Genomic DNA, 22,239 nt, shown 5'->3' on the forward strand with positions numbered 1-22,239 from the left:
TTGTCGCCCTGTTAATGGGTTGAGAGCAGCCATTATTAACCAGTTGCGCAGCCAATTGCCATTTCCCCTTGAGTCGACTGCCCCCCGCCACTTCGGAACACGGCTGTTCGCTGAAAAAATGTCCAAACATTTGTTTGAAAAAGAGTTTTCGATTCTTTACTCTAGCTCCAGTTTGATAACAAAAAATTAACTGAAAGGCCCGATGAGCCGGCCCCACCTCCACCTACCCCTTCTTTTTACTGCCCGTCACCCGAGGCAGCCAGGAAGGCTGGAGCATGACCCCGTGCACATCGACCTCGACAAGGAGTGCATCATGAGCCGTTATCCCACGCTGCTGACCCCCCTCGATCTGGGTTTTACCCAGTTGCGCAACCGCGTACTGATGGGGTCCATGCACACCGGCCTCGAGGAGGAAAAGGGGGGCTTTGACAAGCTGGCCGCCTTCTATGGTGAGCGGGCCCGTGGCGGGGTCGGTCTCATCGTGACCGGCGGTATCGCCCCCAATTTGCGGGGGCGGCTGGTGCCCCACGGCTCCCAGCTGAGCTTTCCCTGGCAGGTAGCCAAACATCGCAAGGTGACCGAGGCAGTGCACCAGGAAGGGGGCAAGATAGCGCTGCAGATCCTTCATGCGGGCCGCTACGCCTACCATCCGTTCAGCCTGGCGCCGAGCGCCCTCAAGGCTCCCATCTCCCCGTTCAAGCCGCGGGCCATGAGCGAGCGGCAGATCCGCGGCACCATTCGCGACTTCGCCGCCACTGCGGCGCTGGCCAAGGCGGCCGGTTATGACGGGGTCGAGGTGATGGGCTCGGAAGGCTATCTCATCAACCAGTTCATCTGCGAACGCACCAACAAGCGCACCGATGGCTGGGGCGGCAGCAGCGAAAACCGCATGCGCTTCCCGGTGGAGATTGTCCGCGCCATCCGTGAGCGGGTGGGCACGGATTTCATCATCATCTTCCGCCTCTCCATGCTGGACCTGGTGGAGCAGGGCTCCTCCCTTGAGGAAGTGATCGCACTTGGCCGGGCACTGGAGCAGGTGGGGGTGACCCTCATCAACACCGGTATCGGCTGGCACGAGGCGCGCATTCCCACCATCGCCACCAGCGTGCCGCGCGGTGCCTTCAGCTGGGTGACCGCCGAGCTGAAAAAGCACCTCAAGGTGCCCCTCATCACCACCAACCGCATCAACACCCCCGAGGTGGCGGAGCGCATCCTGGCGGGGGGGGAGGCGGACATGGTCTCCATGGCGCGCCCCTTCCTGGCGGACCCCGAATTCGTCATCAAAGCGGCTGAAGACAGGGCGGACGAGATCAACACCTGCATCGCCTGCAACCAGGCCTGCCTCGACCACGTGTTCAAACAAAAGCGTGCCTCCTGCCTGGTCAACCCCCGCGCCTGTTTCGAGACCGAGTTGACGTTTGGCCGGGTGCCCCAGCCCAAGAAGCTGGCGGTGGTGGGGGCGGGTCCTGCCGGGCTGGCGTTTGCCTGCTACGCCGCCGAGCGGGGCCATCAGGTGAGCCTGTTCGATCAGGCGAGCGAAATCGGCGGCCAGTTCAACTTTGCCAAGCAGATCCCGGGCAAGGAGGAGTTTCACGAAACCCTGCGCTACTTCGCCAAACGGCTTGAGAAGTGCGGCGTCGAGCTCTATCTGGGCCAGCGTCAGAGTGCCGAGAGCCTGCTGGGCGGCGGTTTTGACGAGGTGATCCTCGCCACCGGCATCCGCCCGCGCACTCCCAACATTCCGGGTATCGAGCACCCCAAGGTGTTGAGCTACCTCGATGTCTTGCGTGATCACAAGCCGGTGGGCGAGAAGGTGGCGGTGATCGGCGCCGGTGGTATCGGCTTTGACGTGGCCGAATACCTGGTGGAGAAGAGAGGATCGCCGGATGCCGCAAGCCATCGCGATCACTGGCTCAAGGAGTGGGGCATCGACAAGCAACTGGGTGAGCGCGGCGGCCTGACTACCCCCGAAATCGATGCCCCCGAGCGCCAGATCTGGTTGCTCCAGCGCAAGGAGAGCAAGGTGGGCGACGGCCTTGGCAAGACCACCGGCTGGATCCATCGCACCGTGCTCAAGAATCGTAAGGTGCAGATGCTCTCCGGCGTCCAGTACCTGCGTATCGACGATGCCGGGCTTCACATCCAGGTGGGCGACCAGCAGCAGTGCCTGCCGGTGGATCAGGTGATCATCTGTGCCGGACAGGAGCCCCTCAAGGAGTTGCAGGCCGGTCTGCAGGCTGCTGGCAAGCCGGTGCACATCATCGGCGGTGCCGACGTGGCCGCCGAGCTGGATGCCAAACGCGCCATCCGTCAAGGGGCGGAGCTGGCTGCCGTCATCTAGCCTCCCGGCCCTTTCGTATCCTGACAAACCCCTGAACCTCAGGGGTTTTCTTCATCTGGTGCTGTGCTAAGGTAGCGCCATCATCGCCTTTGACAAGGAACTGCCCCATGGATGCCCTCCATCTGTTACTCAATCGCCACTCCTGTGGTCGTCTGGCCGAGCCTGCCCCGAGTGGCGAAGTGCTCGACAATATCCTCAAGGCCGGGCTGCGGGCGCCGGATCACGGCACTCTGACCCCCTGGCAGTTCATCCTGTTTGAAGGGGAGGGGCGTGAGCGTCTGGGGACATTGCTGGCCGATGCCGCCCATGCCCGTGGCGAGGATGCGGACAGTGTCGAGAAGTGCCGCGCCGCGCCACTGCGTGCTCCCCTGGTGATCGCGGTGGCGACCCGTTATCAGGCGCACCCCAAGGTACCGAAACTGGAGCAGGAGCTCTCTGCCGGTTGCGCCCTGATGGCGATGCAGATGGCGGCCCAGGCCCAGGGCTTCAACGGCATCTGGCGTTCCGGCTGGTTCATCTTCGACGAGCAGATCCATGGTGCACTGGGGCTGGCACCGGAGGATCAACTGGTGGGCTTCCTCTACCTTGGCACCCCCATGCTGGAGGCCCGCAAGCTGCGCGAGTTGCCCATCCAGGACTTCGTGCGCAGCTTCTGAAGCACAGAACGCCAAAAGCCCTGATTATTCAGGGCTTTTTTGTTTTCTGACAAAGTCGTCAGGCTGTACTGATAAATGCGCACTTGCCAAGAGGGTAGAAGGGGGTTGGCCGGACATTTTTTGAATTGTGAGAGATTCTTCTCACTCCTGGTTTATTACGCTATGTAAAACGTTTGCGCCACGTTATTATCCCACTGCCAGTTTAGAAGGTGACCCCTTCTAATTTTCTGCGATGAGAGTCGCAATTCCGTAGCACCTTTTTAGAGCCCAACGTCTTGATGACATTGGGCTTCATTTTTTGTAGGGCTGGCACGTCAGCGTTCTTTCTCCTCTGCCTCTTCTCTACCTCACCCGGCCTCTTTTCGGCGATCTTTTGCACAGTCATTGATGTGGCCTCGATTGGAATCAGGATCAGGGTCAAATATCCTGCATTTGCAGGTGAAATCCGGCCCGGGATCCGCCAGCATCGGCAGAGACAAGAGAGCCAGAGGCTTCCCTTTGACGTCGACTGCCCGCACCTTTGCCATCCGGAGGCCATATGTGGTTCAACCGCAAGCTTGAAAAAGAGAATCAACAGCTCAGGGAGACGATGCTTCTCAAAGAGCAGCAGCACCAGAGCGAACTGGCCGAATTGCGCGCCACCATCGGTGAATACGAGCACATGCAGCGCACCAGCCGGGAGCGTGGCGATCTCTTCAATCAAGTGATCTCCTGCCAGAACCAGGGAGGTGAGATGCTGCAGAGCGTGCGGGAAGCACTGGCCGGCAGTGCCGAACACCTGATGGCGGAAAAGGGAGCGCTCTGCGAGCTGGATCAGCTCTTTGCCCAGACCCGGGGCGCCATCACCCGTCTCTCCGAGCGCGCCCATGCCATCACGGATGAGGCGGCTCGCAGCCTCGCAGCCGTCCATCAGCTCGATGCCAGCACATCCGCCATCAACCAGTTCGTGACCGCCATCCAGGGCATTTCGGATCAGACCAACCTGCTGGCACTCAATGCGGCCATCGAGGCGGCCAGGGCCGGTGAAGCTGGTCGAGGATTCGCCGTGGTCGCCGATGAGGTGCGTCAGCTGGCGAGCAAGGCTCATGAAGCCAGCAGCCAGATCGAGGTGCTGGTCAGGCAGATAGTGGCCCAGGCGCAGGAGATCAAGTCCATCATCGATGACAACCAGGCCAGTGCCGCCGAGGTGGCGACCTCCTCCTCCCAGATCGATGTGGTGGTGACCCAGGTGCTGGCACAATCAGGCCGGATGCAGCAGGTGATCCACAGTGCGGCCTCCACCTCCTTCCTCAATACCACCAAGCTGGATCACGCCGTCTGGAAAAGCACCATCTATCGGCTCATCGATCAGCAGCATTTTCACGAGCCGGTGAGCGACCACGCTCAGTGCAGGCTGGGTAAATGGTATTTCGAGGGGCAGGGCGCCGAGCTCTTCGCCCACAAGCCGGGCTTTCGTGAACTGGACGGGCCCCACAAGCGGGTCCACGAGAGCGGCAAGGCCGCCCTGCACGCGCGCGAGCAGGGGGATATCAAAAGCATGGTCGAGCAGCTCAAGACCATGGAAAACGCCAGCATGCAGGTGGTGCACTGCATCGACCGCTTGCTGGAAAGCGCCTGAGCGAGCCTCGGGCCTTCCGCTCAACCTTTCACTGGCAGCAGCCGTGCCGGGTTGCCTGCCACCCTGGCACCGGCCGGTACATCTCTGGTCACGACCGAGCCCGCACCCACGACGGCTTCCCGCCCTATGGTGACGCCGGGCAGCAGAATGGCGCCGCCGCCTATCCAGACCCTGTCTTCGATGGTGACCGGCAGCGCCGTCTCAACCCCCTGAATGCGCTCATCGGCGTCCAGCGCATGGGCGGCGGTGTAGATCTGCACGTTCGGCCCTATCATCACCTCGGCGCCGATGCGAATGGGGGCATTGTCCAGCAGGGTGGCCCCCATGTTGATGTAGCTGCCCTTGCCAAGGTAGATGTGGCGGCCATAGGTGCAGTAGAGGGGTGGGCAGATGAAGGCGCCCTGGGCCAACTCGCCGACGATCTGCTGCAGCAGCGCCAGTTGTTCATCCTCCTCGTCGCTGCGATTGAAGCGGCGGTACAGGCGAGCCGTCTCCCGGCGTAACAGATCCAGCTCTGGTGCCATGCAGTTGTAGGGCTGGCTGGCGATCATCTTCTCGTATTCGGTCATGACTGGGCCTCGATGGGGTGGAGGAAGAGAGGATAAGCCATCGGGGAGCAGAGAAGCGTGAGGCTCTCCCCAGAGTGGGCAGAAGGAGAACGGCGTCCGGAAACGACAAGGGCACCCTGCTGGGGTGCCCTTGTCGTTCAACGACCTAAGTGTTGCCGCTGTGGCCTGTCAGCCGAGTGTGCGGCTGATGGGTTGGCAACTGCCGTGGCTTGTTGTTTATCAGCCGAGTTTACGGCCGATGGGTTGGCAGCCACCGTGGCTTGTTGCTTATCAGCCGAGTGTGCGGCCGATGGGTTGGCAACTGCCGTGGCTTGTTGCTTATCAGCCGAGTTTACGGCCGATGGGTTGGCAGCCACCGTGGCTTGTTGTTTATCAGCCGAGTGTGCGGCTGATGGGTTGGCAACTGCCGTGGCTTGTTGTTTATCAGCCGAGTTTGCGACCGGAGAGGCGGCACCACTCCTCTTTCACGGCGGTCGGGTCCATCTCGAACCACTGGCCATAGATGGTCTCCAGCTCCGGCGCCTGGCTTTCCAGCACGCCGGAGAGGGCCATCAGGCTGCCCGCCTTGCCGTGACCGGCGATAAGCGGCGCCAGCTCCCGCAGCGGGCCGGCCAGAATGTTGGCGACCACCACGTCCGCTTCGACGTCTTGCGGCTGATCCGCCGGCAGGTAGAGTTCGATCTGGTCGGCAACGCCATTTCGCTCGGCGTTGTCACGGCTGGCCTGGATGGCCTGAGGATCGATATCGATGCCGATGACCCGGGCAGCCCCCAGTTTCAGGGCGGCGATGCCGAGGATGCCGGAGCCGCAACCAAAGTCGACCACGGTTTTGCCGGCCAGATCCAGCCCGTCCAGCCACTGCAGGCAGAGTGCCGTGGTGGGGTGGGTACCGGTGCCGAAGGCCAGGCCCGGGTCCAGCATGACGTTGACCGCATCGGGGTTCGGCACGTCGCGCCAGCTCGGGCAGATCCAGAGCCGCTCGCCGAACTGCATGGGGTGGAAGTGATCCATCCACTCGCGCACCCAGTCCTTGTCTTCCAGCTGCTCCACCTTGTAGCCCACGTCTTCACCGAAGATCTGCTGGAAGAAGGCGATGGTGGGAGCCGGATCGGTTTCGGCGTCGAACAGCCCCATCACTTCGGTCTCGCCCCAGAGCGGGGTTTCACCGGGCATGGGCTCATAGACGGGCACATCCTTGGCATCCATAAAGGTCACCGCCTGGGCCCCACGCCCCAGCAGCATGTTGCTCACCTTGTCTGCGGTCTTGGCAGTGGCGTTGATTCGAATTTGTATCCAGGGCATGGCGTCGGCTCTTCATAAATGTGAAACCGCGGGATTCTATCATCATGGGCCCGTGCTGTCGTGGTTTGACCATGGCCTCATGGGGAAGGGAGGTAACTCTGCCAAGTTGGCACGGTTAATGTATTCCTTCATGGGTGACGGGAAGCAACTTGTTCCCGCTGAATGCTTTGCTCTATGAAGTTCCGTCATCTTTTTTCAGCCACCTTCGGGTGGCTTTTTTTATGCCGGTGCGCTGAAAAGCGGTTAATTGGGAGGGAAAAGCAGAGATTGGCACGCTATCTGCAAAGTTACAGATGTCCTGCATAAGGATATGTGTGTGATTGTTACCCCAACGTTCAGGTTTTTAGGGCCATCCCGACGGGATGGCCTCTTTTTTATGGTTTTTTCGGGGGAGATGCCCCGTCAGGGACAAAGGTCACCTGCGGGGCTGTGCACTCTTGGGGCTTGTCACTGGTGATTTCACCCCATGATGGTGCATTTATTTACCTACAAGGGAATAGTCAGGACGACGATACCCGCTCTGGCGGCACCTCAGCGATGGAAGCCGCTCATGTCGATCACCAGCTTGCCCACCATGCGACCCGCTTCCAGCTCGGCATGAGCCCGGGCCAGGGTGAGGGGCGTCAGTTCGGGCACCACCTTGCTGAGGGTGGTCTTGAGCACCCCTTCATCGATCAGGGCCGCGACCCGGCCGAGCAGGTTGTGCTGCTCTATCATGTCCGGGGTCTGGAACAGGGAGCGGGTAAACATGAACTCCTGGCTGAAGGTGACGCTCTTGGGTTTGAGCAGACCCAGATCCCAGGGGTCACTGGACTCGGCGATGGTGCAGATGTGGCCAAACGGACGGATGAGGCTGGCCATGGTGTTCCAGTGCTGCTCGGTGGCGTTGGTGCAGAAGATGGCATCCACCTCGTTGATGCCGAGCGCCTTGAGCTCCGCCTGCAGATGGTGATGGCTCACCACCTGGTGGGCCCCCATGTCCAGGCACCACTCCCGTGTTTCGGGGCGCGATGCGGTGGCGATCACCTCCATGCCGGTGAGCTGGCGGGCGAGCTGGATGGCGATGGAACCGACTCCGCCGGCGCCCCCGATAATCAGCAGTCGCCCGGTGCTTTCGCGGGTGAGGCTCATGCGCTCGAACAGGGTTTCCCAGGCGGTGATGGCGGTGAGCGGCAGGGCGGCGGCTTCCAGATCGGTCAGGGTGACCGGGGCGATGGCGGCGATGCGCTCGTCCACCAGTTGCAGGGCACTGTTGCTGCCCGGGCGGCTGATGTCGCCGGCATACCAGACCCTGTCACCGGCCTTGAACAGGGTGACGTCGCTACCGACGGCGATCACCTCGCCCACGGCGTCCCAGCCCAGTACGCGGGGGCTGCTTTCGACCTTGTCCTTGGGGGCGCGTACCTTGGTGTCGACCGGATTGATGGAGGTGGCGTTGACCCGTACCAGCAGATCCCGCGGGCCCGGTGTCGGATCGGGCAGATCGCTCTCGATGAAGCAGTGGGGGTGGTTGCTTGGCAGATAGTGAGTCAGGGCGATGGCTTTCATGGCTTCTCCTTTCAAATAGCAGTGTTCGGGATTGCCACTCACTCTAGTCTGGATGATTATCAAGATTAAGATGGGTAATTGGTAAAGACTGTTTGAATATATGAACAATGTCGAACTGGAGTTGATGGGGCTGTTCGCCACCGTGGTGGAGCAGGGGAGCTTCACCGGGGCGGCCGAGGTGCTCGGCATGCCCAAGTCCTCGGTGAGCCAGAAGATCTCGCGCCTCGAATCCCGGCTCGGGGTGAGGTTGCTGCAACGCACCACCCGCAGGCTCAGCCTGACGCCCCAGGGGGAGGTCTATGTGGCCCATTGTCAGGAGCTGCTGGCACTGGCGCGCAGCGCCAATCTGGCGATGGCGCGGTTGCGCGCGGCTCCTGGAGGGCGGGTGCGGATCACTGCTCCCGAAGCCACGGGGACCTTGCTGCTTGGCCGGATACTGGCCGAGTTTCGCGCCCTCTATCCCGAGGTGGTGCTGGAGCTGACCCTGTGCGATGAACAGCTGGATCTGGTGGGGGAAGGTTACGATCTGGCGCTGCGGGCGGCGCCGCTGAAAGATTCCAGCCTCATCTGCCGGCGCATCGGCCAGGTGGCGCGCCATCTGGTGGCATCTCCCGGTTACCTGGCGGCCAACGGGACGCCGCTCCAACTCTCGGAGCTGGCCGGACACGCCTGCCTGGTACATGGCTCTTTGCCGGTGTGGCCATTGCAGGAGGGGGGCTGGCGCCCTCGCGGGGCCTGCCAGAGCAACAGCCTGCTGGCGCTGCGGGAGCTGGCACTCCATGACGGGGGGATTGCCCTGCTGCCGGCCCATGTTTGCGGCGACGATCTGGCTGCGGGGCGACTGCTCAAGGTGCTGCCGGATCTCCTGGTTCCGGTGAACCCCTTCTATCTCATCTACCCGAGCCGGGAACACCTGGCCCCCGCCCTTCGCAGCCTGATGGACTTCGTGGCCGAGCGTCTTCCCTTTGCCTGATCACTGGTGCTGGCCAAGGGGAGCCTGGGCCGGTTCGAGACCGAGCGGGACCGACTGGCGTTCCGCCAGCATGCGGATCTGCCCTTCGATGAGGCCGGCATGGGGGCCGAGCACCAGCACCAGCTGATGTTCGTTGAGCACGACCCAGGAGAGGCAGCCCAGTCTGGCCAGGCAGGATTGATCCACCAGGGCCATGTCGCGAACCCGCAGGCTGAGGCGGGTCAGGCAGACGCTCATGGCCTGCAGGTTGTCCATGCCCCCCAGCATCTTGAGGTACTGGATAGCCAGCATCTGGGGATCGGTGGGGGCCACGGTCGCGAGCCGGGAGAGATCCTCGGCGATGGGCTTGCCCGGCAGACTGAGGGGAGCGTGTTCCAGCAGCCGGTAGAAGAGCAGGGCATAGACGACGAAGAAGAGGATGCCCAGGGGGATGAGCCAGAAGCTGTGCAGACCGGCGTGGTAGCTCAGGACCAGGTCCAGCAATCCGGCAGAAAAGTAGCTGCCCACCTGGATGTCGAGCCCGCTGCAGATGGCCAGCGACAGCCCGGTCAGCAGGGCATGGGCCAGAAACAGCCAGGGAGCGGTAAAGGCAAACAGGAACTCGATGGGCTCCGTGATGCCCACCAGTGCCGAGGTGAGCGCCAGGGTGAGCAGCAGCCCTCCCTGGGGCAGTTGCTGCATCCGCTGGCGATGGATCCAGATGGCAAAACAGGCACCGGGCAGGCCGAACATGATGACCGGATAGAGCCCGGCCACATAGCCTTCATGCAGTGGCTGGGCGGTCGAGAGGGCTTGCAGGTTGCTCTCCCCGAGCCCGATGAGGCTGCCCAGCACCTGGTGCAGGCCGAGGGGGATCAGCAGGCGGTTCAGCACGCCGTAGCAGAAGGCGCCAAATGGCGTGGTGAGCAGATCGGAGGCGAGCAGGGTGAGCCCCTGTTCCAGCAGCGGCCAGAGGATGGAGAGGGGGAGCACCAGCAGCAGGCAGGCCAGCGCCGAGAGCAACATGCCCGGCAGATCTTCCTGCAGGGGGCGCAACCAGCCCGGCAGCCGCAGAGTGCGGGCCCGGGAGCAGACCATGGCGGTGACGAGCCCGGCCAGCAGGCCGCAGATCATGTCCGCATGCAGCCCGGGCACCAGGGTGCCCAGCGCCGAGCTCAGCAGCAGGAAGTTGACCGCACCGGCGAGCGCCTGGGCTCCTTGCCCCTGGCGACTCAACCCGAAGGCGATGGCCACCGCATAGATGAGCGGCATCTGGCTGAAGAGGGCGCGACCGGCGAGGGAGAGCACGGCGAGATCCAGCACGTCCGGTTGGCCGAGCCGGTGGAGCAGGGCGGCCAGGGGCAGGATGGAGACGGGCAGCAACAGGGCATAGCCGAGGCGCTGCAGGGACTGGGTCAGGATCTTTCTGGCGTTCTGGACTGGCATGGGGGCACGGTATTTGTGACGTGGCGCACATTTTACCCGTGAGCCCCCATTTGGGAATAGGCGAGCCTTCCTTTATTGATCCTTTTCTTAATTTTGATCAAACAATCGACGGACACGCTGATCCGGGGCAGGAGTGAGCAGGCTGACCAGGACAAAGGCCGCCAGGCCAAGGGCCAGGCTCGGGACGATGGCGTGCAGACCGGCCACCTTGATCCCCCACTGGCTCAAGGTGCCGTAACAGAGGATGCCGCAGACCATGCTGGCCAGGGCTCCCGGGCCGTTGGCCCTGGACCAGTAGAGACCGAGCACCAGGGGCCAGAGGAAGACCGCCTGCAGGCCGCCGAAGGCGAGCAGGTTGAGCCAGATGATCATCTCGGGGGGCTGGAGCGCCGCCAGCAGCACCAGGGTACCCAGGATCAGGGTGCAGAGCAGGGAGAGGCGCGGCACCCGGACCTCCAGCTTCTCCTGCCTGGGGTTGAGGTAATTGAGGTAGAGATCTTTCACCAGGGTGGCGGAGGCCTGGATCAGCTGGGAGTCGATGGTGGACATGATGGCCGCCATGGGGGCGGCCAGGAAGACCCCCGCCAGCCAGGGGGGGAGCACCTCCATCATCAGGGAGGGCATGATCTTGTCCGGGCTGTCCATGCCGGGCAGGATGGCGCGGCCCAGTGCCCCGGCCAGGTGCATGCCGAACATCAGCAGGGCGCAGACGATGGTGCCGATGAGGATGCCCCGGTGCAGCGCCTTGCTGTCCCGGTAGCCAAAGCAGCGCAGCGCCGAGTGGGGCAAGCCCACCACCCCGATGCAGACCAGCACCCAGAAGCTCAGCATGAAGGGCTGGGTCAGCATGTCGCCGGCCCCCTGGGGGCTCACCAGCTTGGGATCTATCTCCTTGAGCTGGTGGACAAGATTCGGCAACCCGTCACCGGCGATGAGGATGCCCGCCAGCAGGGCGCCAGTGCCGATGAGCATGACGATGCCCTGCAGGGCATCCGTCATCACCACGGCGCGAAAGCCGCCGATCACCGTGTAGAGCAGCACGCAACTGGCAAACAGGAAGAGCCCCTGCTGATAGCTGAGGCCGGTCGCCGTTTCCAGCAGGCGGGCGCCGCCGATGAACTGCACCACCATGGTGGCGATGAAGGCGAGGATGATGGTGACCGAGCCCAGCACGACCACCGCCCTGCTCTGGTAGCGGGCCCAGAGCATGTCGTTGATGGTCACCGCGTTGACCCGGCGGGCGATGATGGCGAACTTCTTGCCAAGCACCCCCAGCGTGAGCCAGACGGTGGGCAGCTGGATCATCGCCAGCAATACCCAGCCGAGGCCGACCTTGTAGGCGGCACCCGGCCCGCCGATGAAGGACGATGCAGAGGTATAAGTGGCCACCAGGGTCATGGCGAGCACCAGCCCCCCCATGCTGCGGTTGCCGATGAAGTACTCCTGCATGAAGTTGCCGCCGGTCCGGTGGCGACTGGCCCAGAAACCGACCCCCAGTACCAGCACCAGGTAGATGCAGAGCGGCAGCATCAGCTCAAGATTCATGGGGTGGTACCTCGCTATCCAGGGGAATATCGACGAACAGGCGATCCACCATGAGGGCGCAGAGGCCGATGAACAGCAGGGGCATCAGGATGCAACTGAGCAGGAACCAGAGGGGCAGGTCCCACAGCTCGAGATCCTCGGGGATGAAATAAGCCGAGCCATACCAGGCGACAAAGTAGAGCAGGGTCAGCAGCAGGCAGAAGGCTGCTTCCCGACGGGCGAGTGCGAAACGGTTCACTGTGGCCTCCGACGAGTGAGCGGGGCGCAAGAATAACAAAAAAGGGCCATGTCGCCATGGCCCTTTTTTACGTTGGCGATCCGGGTGGATCGCGCAATATCCCGATGAAAGGGGTCTTTGCAGACCCGACTTCTTGTGCAGGTGGTGGCTGCTCGTGTTGCCACCGTGCTCAATGGGCCGGGCCTCAAGCCATTACAGACCCGGCTTCTTGTGCAGGTGGTGGCTGTTCTGTGCTGCCACCGTGCTCAATGGGTCGGGCCTCAAGCCATTACAGACCCAACTTTTTGTGCAGGTAGTGGCTGCTCTGTGCTGCCACCGTGCTCAATGGGTCGGGTCTCAAGCCATTACAGACCCAACTTCTTGTGCAGGTAGTGGATGTTAGTGCCACCGTGCTGGAAGTTTTCGTCCTTCATGATCTCTTTTTGCAGGGCGATGTTGGTCTTGATCCCTTCCACCACCAGCTCGTCGAGGGAGTGGCGCATGCGGGCGATGGCCACGTCGCGGTTCTCCCCGTAGCAGATCAGCTTGCCGATCATGGAGTCGTAGTAGGGGGGGACTTTGTAACCCGCATAGATGTGGGATTCCCAGCGCACGCCCAGGCCGCCCGGCGCGTGGAAGCGCTGGATGAGACCGGGAGAGGGCAGGAAGGTGGCCGGATCTTCGGCATTGATCCGGCACTCGATGGCGTGGCCACGGATGCGGATGTCCTGCTGGGTGATCGACAGGGGCTGACCGGCGGCAATGCGCAGCTGCTCCTTGATGAGGTCGACGCCGGTGACCATCTCGGTGACCGGATGCTCCACCTGGATACGGGTGTTCATCTCGATGAAATAGAACTCGCCGTTCTCGTACAGGAACTCGAAGGTACCCGCACCGCGGTAGCCGATCTCGAGGCAGGCGCGCACACAGCGCTCACCGATGAACTTGCGCATCTCCTCGGTGATGCCGGGGGCCGGCGCCTCTTCCACGACCTTCTGGTGACGGCGCTGCATGGAGCAGTCCCGCTCACCCAGATAGAGGGCGGTACCCTGACCGTCAGCCAGCACCTGGATCTCGATGTGGCGCGGGTTCTCCAGGTACTTCTCCATGTAGACCATGTCGTTCTTGAAGAACTGGCCCGCTTCGGATTTGGTCAGCGCGATGGCGGAGGCCAGTTCGGCCTCGTTGCGCACCACGCGCATGCCGCGACCACCACCGCCACCGGCGGCCTTGATGATCACCGGATACCCGATCCGCTTGGCGATGGCGGCGTTGCGCTTGGCATCGTTGTCCACCGGGCCGTCGGAGCCGGGTACGCAGGGCACGCCCGCCTTCTTCATCGCCTCGATGGCGGAGACCTTGTCACCCATCAGGCGAATGGTCTCGGCGCGCGGGCCGATGAAGATGAAGCCGGATTTCTCGACCACTTCGGCGAAGTCGGCATTCTCGGAGAGGAAGCCGTAGCCCGGGTGGATGGCGACGGCACCGGTCACCTCGGCGGCGGCGATGATGGCCGGCACATTGAGGTAGGACTCACCGCTGGCAGGCTTGCCGATGCAGATGGTTTCGTCCGCCAGGAGCACATGCTTGAGCTCCCGATCGGCAGTGGAGTGAACGGCCACTGTCTTGATCCCGAGCTCTTTGCAGGCGCGCAGGATCCGCAGGGCAATTTCACCGCGGTTGGCGATGACTACTTTGTCCAACATGGGTGGCATTTTCCCTTATTCGATGATGAACAGCGGCTCGTCAAACTCGACGGCCTGACCATTTTCAACCAGGATCGCTTTGATCACGCCGGCCTTGTCAGACTCGATTTGGTTCATCATTTTCATGGCTTCGACGATGCACAGGGTGTCGCCGACATTGACGTGCTGACCGACTTCCACGAACGGCTTGGCTTCCGGGCTGGAGGAGCGGTAGAAGGAGCCCACCATGGGGGAGCGCATCAGATGACCGCTCGGGGCGGTATCGGCAGCAGGGGCAGCGGCTGCTGCCGGAGCAGCGGCAACTGGTGCTGCAACCTGAGCTGCGGCCTGGGGCATGATCATCTGCGGGGCAACGCTAACCTGGCCGGAGAAATTACGGCTGATGCGAACGGACTCTTCCCCTTCGGAGATTTCCAGCTCGGCGATGCCGGACTCTTCAACCAGTTCAATCAGCTTCTTGATTTTGCGGATATCCATTAGCATTCTCTTTCTTCTTTATCTGATCAGTGATTATCAAGCCGCGCGCAACTGATGCACGGCCGCGGTTAAAGCGAATTGGTAACCATCGGCACCCAACCCGCAGATCACCCCCTTGGCGACATCAGACAGATAGGAGTGATGACGGAAGGGCTCCCTGGCATGAACGTTTGACAGGTGAACCTCGATAAAGGGGATGGCCACACCCAGCAGGGCATCGCGCAGGGCAACGCTGGTATGGGTGAAGGCGGCGGGATTGATGATGATGAAATCCACCTGGCCCATGGCCTGATGGATGCGGCCGATCAGCTCGTGCTCGGCGTTGGATTGCAGATGTTCCAGGGTGACACCGAGTTCGCTGGCGCTGCGCGTCAGATCGGCGACGATCTCATCGAGCGTCTTGCTGCCGTAGATTCCCGGTTCCCGCTTGCCCAGCAGATTCAGATTGGGGCCGTTAAGCAGGAGGATTCGGTGATGTTGCGACATATTGAGTACATCCTCGATGATTATGCTGCTATCTATCAGCTATCTTTGGACTACCAAAAATCTAGCCAATTTTTGCACAAATCGGTGTGCCCTGACACACAGATTTCGCAATTATATTGATTTCGTGAAAATTAGCAGCATTTTACTGGTCTAATCTCTACATCTGGCTATTTATTGGCCTAGTTTGCCCGCAAGCCCTGCCTGCCACCGAACTCTGCCCTGTCCGGATCCCGAAGACAACAAAGCCGGCACGTGGCCGGCTCTGTTGACGTGGGGAAGAGACTCACGCCGCTTCCGACTTCTCGCGGATCAGCTTGTCCACGACCCCCGGATCCGCCAGGGTGGAGATATCCCCCAGGCTGTCGGTTTCGCCGGTGGCGATCTTGCGCAATATGCGCCGCATGATCTTGCCGGAACGGGTCTTAGGCAGCCCTTCTGCCCAGTGGATCACGTCCGGGGTCGCGATGGCGCCAATCTCCTTGCGCACCCACTCCTTCACTTCCTTGTGCAGCTCGCGGCTCGGCTCTTCCCCGGCGATCAGGGTGACATAGGCGTAGATGCCCTGTCCCTTGATCTCGTGGGGAACGCCCACCACCGCCGCTTCGGCGATCTTCGGATGGGCCACCAGAGCGGACTCGATTTCGGCGGTGCCCATGCGGTGGCCGGAGACGTTGAGTACATCATCCACCCGGCCGGTGATCCAGTAGTAGCCGTCCTCGTCGCGACGGGCACCGTCGCCAGTGAAGTAGCGACCCGGGAAGGTGGAGAAGTAGGTCTGCTCGAAGCGCTCGTGATCGCCGAACACGGTACGCATCTGGCCGGGCCAGGAGTCGGTGATCACCAGGTTGCCCTCGGTGGCGCCCTCCAGCGGCTCACCCAGGTTGTCCACCAGAGCAGGCTGTACTCCGAAGAAGGGACGGGTGGCCGAGCCGGGCTTGAGCGCGGTGACGCCGGGCAGCGGAGTGATGAGGATGCCGCCGGTTTCGGTCTGCCACCAGGTGTCGACGATGGGGCAGCGCTCGTCGCCGATGGTGCGGTAGTACCACTCCCAGGCTTCCGGGTTGATGGGTTCACCCACCGACCCCATGATGCGCAGGCTGGTGCGGGAAGTGCCTTCGACAGCCTCCTTGCCCTTGGCCATCAGTGCGCGAATGGCGGTGGGGGCGGTATAGAGGATGGTGACCTGGTGTTTGTCCACCACCTGACTCATGCGGTTGGTGGCCGGGTAGTTGGGCACCCCTTCGAACATGACGGTGGTGGCGCCGTTGGCCAGCGGCCCGTAGACCAGATAGGAGTGACCGGTGACCCAACCCACGTCGGCGGTACACCAGTAGATGTCCTCTTCGTGGTAGTCGAACACGTATTTGAAGGTGAGGGCGGCATAGACCAGATAGCCGCCCGTGGTGTGCAGCACACCCTTGGGTTTGCCGGTGGAGCCGGAGGTGTAGAGCACGAACAGGGGATCTTCGGCGCCCATGGCTTCGGGCGGACAATCCGGGCTGGCGGCGTTGACCGCATCATGCCACCAGATGTCTCTGTGCTCGTGCCAGGCCACGTTGCCACCGGTGCGCTTGAGGACGATCACCTTGCTGACCTTGGTATCCGGGTGGGTAAGGGCCTCATCCACGTTCTTCTTGAGGGGGATGGGGCGACCGCCTCGCAACCCCTCATCGGCGGTGATGACGATGGAGGCGCCGGAGTCGATGATGCGGCCCGAGAGCGCCTCCGGCGAGAAGCCGCCGAAGACGATGCTGTGCACGGCCCCGATGCGGGTACAGGCCAGCATGGCGATGGCCGCCTCCGGCACCATGGGCATATAAAGGCAGACCATGTGGCCACGATTGACTCCCTGGGCTTTGAGCACGTTGGCAAACTTGCACACTTCGGCGTGCAGTTCGCGATAGGTGATCTTGCGATCTTCGGCCGGGTTGTCCCCTTCCCAGATGATGGCGACCTTGTCGCCGCGCTCGCTCAGATGGCGATCCAGGCAGTTGGCCGAGACGTTGAGCAGACCATCCTCATACCACTTGATGGAGACGTGGCCCGGATCGTAGGAGGTGTTCTTGACGCGGGTGTAGGGGGTCATCCAGTCGAGGATCTTGCCCTGCTCCCCCCAGAAGGCGTCCGGATCCTGCACCGACGCCTGATACATGGCTTCATAACCTTCCTTGTCCAGCAGGGCGCCGTTGCCGATGTGGGCCTTGACCGGGTAGACCTTGCTCTCGCTCATCTCTCACTCCTGTGAATACATTTTCTTAATGATTGAGTAACAACTTATACCTTTGGTTCCCGAGGGCAATTAGACTTTTGGATAGCGACGAAGATAGCAGGCGAGAGGACACGTTGAGAGCAAAGAAGGGAGCCATGGGCTCCCTTCTTTGCGTGCGTGGTGGCGCGGCCAAGGCTCAATGGCGGACGGGGAGCAGGGAAGGCAGCTGGGGTTCTGGCAGGGGATGGCTGAACAGGTAGCCCTGTCCCTCTTCGCAACGCAGGGATTGCAGGAACTGGCGCTGGGGCTGGGTTTCTATCCCTTCCGCCGTGACGGCCATGCCGAGGGAGCTGGCCAGCTGGACTATGGTACGGCACAGCTCGCGGCTGTGCTTGTCGTCGGGCAACGCCTGGACGAAGGCCCTGTCTATCTTGATGCGATCGATGGGCAGGCTCCTGAGCAGGCTCAGGGAGGAGAAACCGGTGCCGAAGTCGTCGATGGCGATCTGCACCCCCAGCGCCTTGAGGCGGGTGAAGAGCCGCAGACTGTGATCCACGCTCTGGATGATGCTCTCGGTCACCTCGATCTCCAGCCGTTTGGCAGGAAAACCGGTCTCGGCCAGAATGGCTGTCACCCGCTCCACGTAGTCGTGGGAGCGCATCTCCCTGACCGACACATTGACCGAGAGCCTGGGCACGGCGAGCCCTTCAGCCAGCCACTGCTGCCCTTGCCGGCAGGCGGTGCGCATCACCCATTCGCCCAGTGGTTCGATGAGACCGCACTCCTCTGCCACCGGAATGAAACGGTCCGGGGATATCATGCCAAGGCTGGGATGCTGCCAGCGGATCAGGGCCTCCAGGCCGCTGAGATGACCATCCGCCAGATCCGTCATGGGTTGGTAGAGCAGGCGAAACTCTTGCTGCTCAATGGCCTTGAGCAGTCCCTGCTCCAGCAGCATCCGCTCCCTGGTCTGTGCCGTCATGTCGGGGGAGTGGAACAGATAGCCGTTGCGGCCACGGCGCTTGGCTTCATGCATGGCGTTGTCCGCCGCGCTGATAAGGCTGTCCGGGGTCTGGCCATGCTCCGGATAGAGGGAGACGCCGATGCTGGCGGAGAGCCTCACCCGCTCCTGGCCGATGTCGGCGGGATCGTGCAGCCTGCGTTGCAACCCCTCGATGAGACCCAGCAGATCCTGGGTGTCTCTGATGGCGGGCAGCAACACCAGAAATTCGTCTGCCCCCAGCCGGATGGCGATGTCTCCAGGGCGCAGGCAGTGGCGAATGCGGTCTGCCGACAGCTTGAGCAGCAGATCGCCGGCACTGTGCCCCAGGTTGTCGTTGATGAGCTTGAAGCCGTCGAGATCGATGAACAGCAGCGCCAGGACGTGGCGGTTCACCCTGGCCGTCTCTATCTCCAGAGTGAGGCGCTCTTGCAGCAGATGGCGATTGCCGAGATCGGTGAGAGGATCGTAATAGGAGAGGTGCTGCAAGCGGGCTTCGGCCTGATAGAGACGCAGTGCATGAAGGTGGGCCATCTCCTGGAGGCCGGGGGACGCGGGTGCGTCGAGGTGGGTGCTTGTCTGTACGGACTCCCTCATCACGAGGAAGATGCCGCTGAAGGTGCCCTCCTCATCCAGCACGGAGCTGACGCTCACTTGCCAGCGTGCGGGGGAGGCCGCGCGGGAGAGACCGACTGTCTCCACCTCAAATGTGCATCGGGGGGGACCTTGTCGCAGTTGCTGAAACAGCGGGAGCAGCTGGGGAGTCTGGGCAGGGACAATGTCGAACAGCATCTTGCCCGGGTGCTCTGCCCGCGCGAGGCCGGTCAGTTCGGCAAAGCGTCCGTTGACGTCGCGACACCTGAATTCGTGATCGAAGACCCCAATCCCGACGGGCGCCTGGGCGAACAGCTGTTGCAACTCGTAGGGAGAGAGCGGGCCTGACAAATGCCGTGTCGGAACCGATTCGGGCAGCACTTTTTCCATGGAGGCTCCTGAATTGATTGCTTTGTCATTTGGACGACTGTGTCAGTATGGCAGGAAGTGTCAGGAGAGAAAGAAAGTGTGAGAAGGGTGTGAAATCAACGAGCTGTCAGCCTTTCTGGCGGCCAAACGCCTGGATCCCGCGAACAAATACCAGCCAGCCCACCAGATGAAACGGCAACGCCATGGCGTAGAGCACCAGCCAGTGGCTCTCGGTGCCGCTGCTGTTGATGAAATCTGTCCAGGCGGCGAGCAGGGCCAGCATGCCCGCTATCTGGAAGCGGCGACGCAGCACCACTTCCACCCCGAGATTGGCGAGGTAGAGGGTCAGCAGGATGCCGGCAAAGCCGGTGAGCTGGGCGGTGCCGTAGAGCGCGCGGTCCGGGTTGAACAGCAGCGTCACGAGGGGAGTGAGACCCTGATCCAGCGGGATCAGGGCCAGCAGCCAGCATGCGATAAGAAGCAGGGCTGTCTTCATGCCGGGCTCAGTCGGCGGACGGTGCCGGTTTGACCAGGGAGAGGTAGTTGGCGTCCATCTTGAGGAACACCCCCAGCAGGCGGGCACTGGCACCGTAGAAGCCAAACGTGTCGGCGGCCCGGCAGGCCTGCTCGAAGCGCTCGAACCAGCCCAGCAGGTGGCCGTGCAGCAGGGACTCCTGCTCGCCAAGCCACGCCTCGCGCTGGTCGGCGGTGGTCGACTCGGCGGCGCGGATGATGAGGCTGCCCATCAGATCCAGCTCGATGGCCAGATGATCGGCAGGCTCATTGTATTTGTCGCTGACGTTGATGCCGAGGCGATCGAGGCGTGCCTGCATCTCGGTCATGGGGGCCTGCATCAGCTGCTTGCCTTCGCCCCGGTAGAGGGATTCGTAGGGCAGGGCACCCTGCCCGGGAGCGCTCAGGAACAGGCCGGCGAAGTCGGCGGCCAGGGCCGTCTGGCGCTCGGGGCGCACCAGCAGGCGGGCGATGGCGTCGTTGAGCTCGGCCACGGCTTCGCGCATGGGGTCGAGAGTAGAGAGGCTCTTCAAGAAGCTGCGCACGTCATAGGTGTCGTATTCAGCGATCTGTGCATCACTGAGTTCGGCAGCAAACAGGGTGGAAAACCACCAATAAAGCTCGGCCCGGCGTTCGCTGGTCGCCATGAATTCCTGCATTTTTCCTCCGTGGATGACAATCGGGAGCCTTGATGGCCCCCGATTCTAACGACTTTAAAAATAAAGGAAACTCATGGGGCCTTTTGGCCGGATAGCGCCAGGAGAGGTGTCGCATTCGCGGGATCACCGTGGGCGACGAGGAGGCCGACCTACTCCTCGACGCGATAGAGCACCTGCTTGCAACGGGGGCAGATGTGCTGGCGGCGGTAATCCATCTGGTGCACCAGGCCGACCTCCCGCTGCTGATGATGACCGCAATGGATGCAGAAAATGAGATCCCCGTCGGCGGCGCCGGGATGGGCCGCCAGGTACTGCTCCCGGGTGGGAAGTGTCTCCCAGTTGGCGGTGCAGGCACCCTTGCGGCTGGCGGTGTAGTAGACCCAGTAGAAGAGAGCGAAGACCGCGACAATCACGAACAGCATCAGATGATCCATCATGGCGTTTCCCCTTGTGTTCCGGGATGGCAGGGAGCGACACCCGCTCGTGCAGATGTCCCATGGCCTAAAGATGTTATCTGTTAGTAAATGCTATATCCATGATCTGGCTCTGGTTTTCATCGCCTTGCCCGGGAAGCGGGGACGATGGCTGGAGCCGGATTGCGGGTGTGGGGAGGCCGGGGGGATGAGCGAAGCCAGGGGGCGGGATTCGAAATTTGCGACGTATTTTACATTTTATAAACATTTTTTTGGGTGGTTGGACTGTCTCTTTGATCCAGCTCACGTTACAATGCGCGGGCCCACTTCACCTATCGCGCAAACGATTTTCAGGAGATAAACGGATGTTGAAACGTGACATGACCATCGCCGGCTATGATCCAGAGCTGTGGCAGGCCATCACAGACGAGACCCGTCGTCAGGAAGAGCACATCGAGCTGATTGCGTCCGAGAACTACACCAGCCCCCGCGTCATGGAAGCTCAGGGCTCCCAGTTGACCAACAAGTACGCCGAAGGCTACCCGGCCAAGCGTTACTACGGCGGTTGCGAGTATGTGGATGTGGTTGAAACCCTGGCCATCGAGCGCGCCAAAGAGCTGTTCGGTGCCACCTACGCCAACGTGCAGCCACACTCCGGCTCCCAGGCCAACAGCGCCGTCTACATGGCCCTGCTGCAACCGGGTGACACCGTGCTCGGCATGAACCTGGCCCACGGCGGTCACTTGACCCACGGCTCCCCCGTCAACTTCTCCGGCAAGCTGTACAACATCATCCCCTACGGCATCGACGAGTCCGGCAAGATCGACTACGACGAGATGGAGCGCCTGGCCGTTGAGCACAAGCCGAAGATGATGATCGGCGGCTTCTCCGCCTACTCCGGCATCGTCGACTGGGCCCGCATGCGCGAAATCGCCGACAAGATCGGTGCTTACCTGTTCGTGGACATGGCCCACGTAGCCGGTCTGATTGCCGCTGGCGTCTACCCGAACCCGGTGCCCCACGCTCACGTGGTCACCTCCACCACCCACAAGACCCTGGCCGGTCCGCGCGGTGGTCTGATCCTCTCCGCCGCGGACGACGAAGATCTGTACAAGAAGCTGAACTCCGCCGTCTTCCCGGGTGGTCAGGGCGGCCCGCTGATGCACGTCATCGCCGGCAAGGCCGTGGCCTTCAAGGAAGCGCTGGAGCCCGAGTTCAAGACCTACCAGGCCCAGGTCGTGAAGAACGCCAAGGCCATGGCGGCGACCTTTATCGAGCGCGGCTACAAGATCGTCTCCGGCGGCACCGACAACCATCTGATGCTGGTTGACCTGATCGGTCGCGAGCTGACCGGCAAAGATGCCGACGCAGCCCTCGGCAAGGCCAACATCACCGTCAACAAGAACTCCGTACCGAACGACCCGCGTTCCCCGTTCGTGACCTCCGGCGTGCGTATCGGCACCCCGGCCATCACCCGCCGCGGCTTCAAGGAAGCCGAGTCCATCCAGTTGGCCAACTGGATCTGCGACGTGCTGGACAGCCACGACAACGAAGAAGTGCTGGCGACCGTGCGCGAGAAGGTGCTGGACATCTGCCGCCGCTTCCCGGTCTACGCATAA

Annotated in this window: 19 protein-coding genes; 5 read left to right on the forward strand and 14 right to left on the reverse strand. The window is 62.2% G+C overall.

The genetic code is table 11. From position 1 onward, the window contains the following. Positions 1–313 precede the first annotated feature (313 nt). The 3 genes from OKC41_RS03765 (at position 314) to OKC41_RS03775 (ending at position 4,615) form a co-directional block, all read left to right on the forward strand. Positions 314–2,341 (forward strand): NADPH-dependent 2,4-dienoyl-CoA reductase, encoded by a 2,028-nt coding sequence (locus OKC41_RS03765; RefSeq protein ID WP_201894375.1) that lies wholly within the window; start codon positions 314–316, stop codon positions 2,339–2,341. A 107-nt stretch (positions 2,342–2,448) separates the two neighbouring features. After that, positions 2,449–2,997 (forward strand): NAD(P)H nitroreductase, encoded by a 549-nt coding sequence (locus OKC41_RS03770; RefSeq protein ID WP_010675416.1) that lies wholly within the window; start codon positions 2,449–2,451, stop codon positions 2,995–2,997. Positions 2,998–3,586: 589 nt separating this feature from the next. Beyond that, the gene (locus OKC41_RS03775) at positions 3,587–4,615 is read left to right on the forward strand and encodes a methyl-accepting chemotaxis protein (RefSeq protein WP_268843102.1); all 1,029 of its coding nucleotides are present in this window, start codon (positions 3,587–3,589) and stop codon (positions 4,613–4,615) included. A 20-nt stretch (positions 4,616–4,635) separates the two neighbouring features. On the opposite strand, the gene OKC41_RS03780 is transcribed toward OKC41_RS03775, so the two are convergent. The 3 genes from OKC41_RS03780 to OKC41_RS03790 all read right to left on the reverse strand — a co-directional run bounded on the left by OKC41_RS03780 (position 4,636) and on the right by OKC41_RS03790 (position 8,034). After that, on the reverse strand, positions 4,636–5,184 hold the full coding sequence (locus OKC41_RS03780) for a sugar O-acetyltransferase (RefSeq protein ID WP_041215687.1): 549 nt from the start codon (positions 5,182–5,184) through the stop codon (positions 4,636–4,638). Positions 5,185–5,607: 423 nt separating this feature from the next. Further along, positions 5,608–6,486 (reverse strand): 50S ribosomal protein L11 methyltransferase, encoded by an 879-nt coding sequence (prmA, locus tag OKC41_RS03785; protein ID WP_010675412.1) that lies wholly within the window; start codon positions 6,484–6,486, stop codon positions 5,608–5,610. Between the two features lie 531 nt (positions 6,487–7,017). Continuing rightward, on the reverse strand, positions 7,018–8,034 hold the full coding sequence (locus OKC41_RS03790; protein WP_128343010.1) for a zinc-binding alcohol dehydrogenase family protein: 1,017 nt from the start codon (positions 8,032–8,034) through the stop codon (positions 7,018–7,020). 100 nt (positions 8,035–8,134) lie between these two features. Here OKC41_RS03790 and OKC41_RS03795 point away from each other — a divergent pair, with 100 nt between their 5' ends. Further along, positions 8,135–9,007, forward strand: coding sequence for a LysR family transcriptional regulator (locus OKC41_RS03795; protein ID WP_042014452.1), 873 nt, complete (start codon positions 8,135–8,137; stop codon positions 9,005–9,007). On the opposite strand, the gene OKC41_RS03800 is transcribed toward OKC41_RS03795, so the two are convergent. The 11 genes from OKC41_RS03800 to OKC41_RS03850 form a co-directional block, all read right to left on the reverse strand. Continuing rightward, positions 9,008–10,432 carry a PTS transporter subunit EIIC gene (locus OKC41_RS03800; RefSeq protein ID WP_201894373.1) on the reverse strand — a complete coding sequence of 475 codons (1,425 nt, stop codon included), beginning with the start codon at positions 10,430–10,432 and terminating at the stop codon, positions 9,008–9,010. 87 nt (positions 10,433–10,519) lie between these two features. Further along, a complete protein-coding gene (panF, locus tag OKC41_RS03805) occupies positions 10,520–11,977 on the reverse strand; it encodes a sodium/pantothenate symporter (RefSeq protein ID WP_042014456.1) in 1,458 nt (485 codons plus the stop codon). After that, a complete protein-coding gene (locus OKC41_RS03810) occupies positions 11,967–12,215 on the reverse strand; it encodes a YhdT family protein (RefSeq protein ID WP_039040309.1) in 249 nt (82 codons plus the stop codon). Before OKC41_RS03810 ends, panF begins: the two co-directional genes overlap by 11 nt. Before the next feature lie 344 nt (positions 12,216–12,559). Beyond that, positions 12,560–13,900 carry an acetyl-CoA carboxylase biotin carboxylase subunit gene (gene accC, locus OKC41_RS03815; protein WP_039040308.1) on the reverse strand — a complete coding sequence of 447 codons (1,341 nt, stop codon included), beginning with the start codon at positions 13,898–13,900 and terminating at the stop codon, positions 12,560–12,562. Between the two features lie 15 nt (positions 13,901–13,915). Continuing rightward, a complete protein-coding gene (accB, locus tag OKC41_RS03820) occupies positions 13,916–14,377 on the reverse strand; it encodes an acetyl-CoA carboxylase biotin carboxyl carrier protein (protein ID WP_041212494.1) in 462 nt (153 codons plus the stop codon). Between the two features lie 36 nt (positions 14,378–14,413). Next, entirely contained in the window at positions 14,414–14,863 is a 450-nt protein-coding gene (aroQ, locus tag OKC41_RS03825; protein WP_039040307.1) for a type II 3-dehydroquinate dehydratase, read from the reverse strand. A gap of 283 nt (positions 14,864–15,146) precedes the next feature. After that, the gene (gene acs, locus OKC41_RS03830) at positions 15,147–17,093 is read right to left on the reverse strand and encodes an acetate--CoA ligase (RefSeq protein WP_201894372.1); all 1,947 of its coding nucleotides are present in this window, start codon (positions 17,091–17,093) and stop codon (positions 15,147–15,149) included. Between the two features lie 175 nt (positions 17,094–17,268). Next, a complete protein-coding gene (locus OKC41_RS03835; RefSeq protein ID WP_201894371.1) occupies positions 17,269–19,056 on the reverse strand; it encodes an EAL domain-containing protein in 1,788 nt (595 codons plus the stop codon). 106 nt (positions 19,057–19,162) lie between these two features. Then, the gene (locus tag OKC41_RS03840) at positions 19,163–19,531 is read right to left on the reverse strand and encodes a hypothetical protein (RefSeq protein WP_045525778.1); all 369 of its coding nucleotides are present in this window, start codon (positions 19,529–19,531) and stop codon (positions 19,163–19,165) included. A gap of 7 nt (positions 19,532–19,538) precedes the next feature. Continuing rightward, complete coding sequence (gene torD / locus OKC41_RS03845; RefSeq protein WP_039040303.1) at positions 19,539–20,207, reverse strand: molecular chaperone TorD; 669 nt, start codon at positions 20,205–20,207, stop codon at positions 19,539–19,541. A gap of 149 nt (positions 20,208–20,356) precedes the next feature. Beyond that, positions 20,357–20,644 carry a hypothetical protein gene (locus tag OKC41_RS03850; RefSeq protein ID WP_010675399.1) on the reverse strand — a complete coding sequence of 96 codons (288 nt, stop codon included), beginning with the start codon at positions 20,642–20,644 and terminating at the stop codon, positions 20,357–20,359. A gap of 341 nt (positions 20,645–20,985) precedes the next feature. Between OKC41_RS03850 and glyA the strand changes: the two genes are divergently transcribed. Beyond that, the gene (glyA, locus tag OKC41_RS03855; RefSeq protein WP_010675397.1) at positions 20,986–22,239 is read left to right on the forward strand and encodes a serine hydroxymethyltransferase; all 1,254 of its coding nucleotides are present in this window, start codon (positions 20,986–20,988) and stop codon (positions 22,237–22,239) included.

Origin of the sequence: Aeromonas sp. QDB17, assembly GCF_027705305.1 — a bacterium.
GTDB lineage: Bacteria > Pseudomonadota > Gammaproteobacteria > Enterobacterales > Aeromonadaceae > Aeromonas > Aeromonas caviae.